General features: G+C 52.5%; 3 protein-coding genes. 2 read left to right on the forward strand and 1 reads right to left on the reverse strand.

What is annotated here, in order from left to right; all coding sequences use genetic code 11:
• Positions 1–226: 226 nt before the first annotated feature.
• On the forward strand, positions 227–1,645 hold the full coding sequence (locus tag D5269_RS17230; RefSeq protein ID WP_158605074.1) for a DUF1700 domain-containing protein: 1,419 nt from the start codon (positions 227–229) through the stop codon (positions 1,643–1,645).
• Positions 1,638–1,949, forward strand: coding sequence for a helix-turn-helix transcriptional regulator (locus D5269_RS17235; RefSeq protein WP_016316052.1), 312 nt, complete (start codon positions 1,638–1,640; stop codon positions 1,947–1,949). Before D5269_RS17230 ends, D5269_RS17235 begins: the two co-directional genes overlap by 8 nt.
• A gap of 119 nt (positions 1,950–2,068) precedes the next feature.
• On the opposite strand, the gene D5269_RS17240 is transcribed toward D5269_RS17235, so the two are convergent.
• The coding region (locus D5269_RS17240) for an electron transfer flavoprotein subunit alpha/FixB family protein (protein ID WP_147408059.1) at positions 2,069–2,728 on the reverse strand (660 nt) is incomplete at its 5' end.

A 2,728-nucleotide genomic window follows, 5' to 3' on the forward strand; every position in this document is an offset into this window, starting at 1 on the left:
TTCTCGGAGGACATCAAGAAATGTCTGGACAGCGGCATGAATGCGCATGTGGCCAAGCCGATTGACGTTGATGAAGTGGCGCATCTGCTGAAAAAGTATATGAAATAATACAGATTGACAGAGGCCGGTATGCAGCAAATGCACACCGGCCTCTTGCAATTTCAGAGAAGCCATGATAAGATAGAGAAAACTACTGTATATTATACAGTATAGGAGGGAGAATGGTTTGACACAGCAAATGTTTCTGGATGAACTGCGAGCGAGGCTGCGACGGCGGATTCCAGAGGAACGGGTACAAGAGATTTTGAATGACTATCGGGAATATTTTTCCGATGGTCTCGCAGAGGGGCGCGATGAGAATACGCTCTGCAGAGCATTTGGTACGCCGGCTGAGATTGTTTCGGAGCTTCAATCGGAAGGAAGATTCGGCAGTTATGGGCATCAGCATCTTTTCGACCTGATCGTCTGGGGAAGTTTCCTGCTTCTTGCATATCTGACCCTCTTTCCAATCAGCTGGAGCATACTGGAGGCGCCGCGTTTCTTACACTATGGGCTTCTGTTTGTACCGTTGATACAGATCACTCTACTTGGAACCGGTCATGCCAGATCGAGTCTCCTCTCCGAAAAAAGACGGTTAGCGGTTATGACAGGGTGCACGATTGTCCCGGTTCTGATTTTGGCTGGGCTAATCCATGTCCTTTTGCGGGTCGCAGGTGGAGAAAGCGGTTGGCTGCCGTTTGGGCCTGCGTCGTTGGGTCCTATGATGCATCATCTTTTGAAATTTGGAATGCTCATTGTGCTGGCGGCGTGGGGGATTGCCATCGTTTGGGGAGGGCGGCGTATTTTTTGGAGCGCCATGCTGTATGCTGGACTTTTTTCCACGATGCAGGAGATTGGAGAGATGCTGCATTGGCTTGACGCGCCAGAAGCGATTGCCGGGATGATATTGGAAAGCTGCATCCCGCTTTTGGTATCTGCTGCATTGTCAGCAACGTTGGGACTCCTTTTTTCAACAGCGGGAAAAGGCTTGTTGGATGCTGACATAAGCAGGCAGGCGGTTTTCAACCTGATCGGATGGGGCAGTTTTCCGCTGCTTGCATGTTTGATCTGTCTTCCGCTTATCCGCCGGGATTGGTGGATACCGTCGGTACTTTGTTATGGAATCCCGTTCCTGCCTCTGCTTCAGTGGTTCTGTGTCAAAAAGGGCCGGGGACGGTCAGTCAGGCAGCCCCCTTGGAAAAAAAGCGCAATCATGCTGGCAGGGTGCATAGCATTCCCAATTTTGACCTTGATTGTGTCCAGCTGCATTCCGCTGTGGTTTACCCGAAAAGGAGACGGCTGGATTCCACACGGTTCTGTATCCATTCTGGCGCCGCTCGTAACCGGGCTTGTGGTGGCTGGAATGTTGATTGCATTGGTTGGATGGGAGTGTTCCTTCCTCTGGGGGAGGGAAGGGGTAGACTGGCTGGCATTTCTCGATGCGGGATTATTTGCCGCGCTGTACGAGCTTTCTAAGTTTCTCTACTATTTGGATGATCCGGAAAAGATGCATGGAGCACTATTGGCCTGCTGTAATCCGCTCTGGTGGGGGATAGCTCTGGCAGGATACGCGCTTCTGCGTCAGAAAGGATGGAAAGATGATTGACCGGCAGATGCTCAAAGGGGTGGTAGAAATGGCTCTGCTTTGGCTTGTTGAGCAGCAGGAGCCTTATGGATATGAGCTGCTTCGCCAGATGTCGGAGCGATTTCCGGATTTGCAGGAACGGACGGTTTATGCGATTCTTCGCCGCCTGCATGAGAATGGAGACACTGAAACCTTTACCAAAGAGTGTTCCGGAGGTCCTGTGCGAAAATATTATCGGATCACTGGAAAAGGCCGGGAGCGTCTGCAAGAGATGATTAAAAATTGGAGGGAACTGGAACGAATGATACAGGAACTGGGAATTTAAGTAGAATTATTGTGGCATTTTTCATCCATAGCCGCAGGGATCAAAAGTTGAGGACAAAATTTTAAAATAGGAAAAAAGGGCGCTCTGCGGAATCCCGCAGAGCGCCCTAAAAAACTAGCTTATTCTTTTTTTGCAAGCTCTTTCTTGACTGCCTCGGTCAGCAGCGGCAGGATTTTGTGTACATCCCCGACAACGCCGAAATCCGCAACCTCAAAGATCGGAGCGCCCGGGTCCTTGTTGATCGCGATGATGATCTCCGAGTCCTCCATGCCCGCCAGATGCTGGATTGCGCCCGAGATGCCGCACGCGATATACAGGTTCGGACGGACCGTCTTACCGGTCTGGCCGACCTGACGGTCTTTCTCGACCCAGCCCGCATCTACGCATGCACGCGATGACGAGATCGTTCCGCCCAGAACCTCTGCGAGGTCCTCCAGCAGCTTGAAGTTCTCCGGACCGCCCATGCCGCGTCCGCCAGACACCAGGATTTTCGCATCCTGAATGTCCATCTTGCCCGCAGTTTTCTTGACGATCTCGAGGATTTCCACATTCTTGTGGGACGCCAAGTCTGCAACCTCGAATTTCTCGATCTGCGCCTGAGCGCCGTCTTTGACCTCGCCCTTCTGCATAACGCCCGGGCGGACGGTTGCCATCTGCGGGCGGTGGTCCGGGCAGAGGATGGTCGCCATGATGTTGCCGCCGAACGCTGGACGGGTCATCATCAGGTTTTTGCTCTCCGGGTCGATCTCCAGCTTGGTGCAGTCCGCGGTCAGGCCGGT

The organism is Anaerotruncus sp. 1XD42-93 (assembly GCF_009917605.1).
Taxonomy (GTDB): Bacteria; Bacillota; Clostridia; order Oscillospirales; family Ruminococcaceae; genus Anaerotruncus.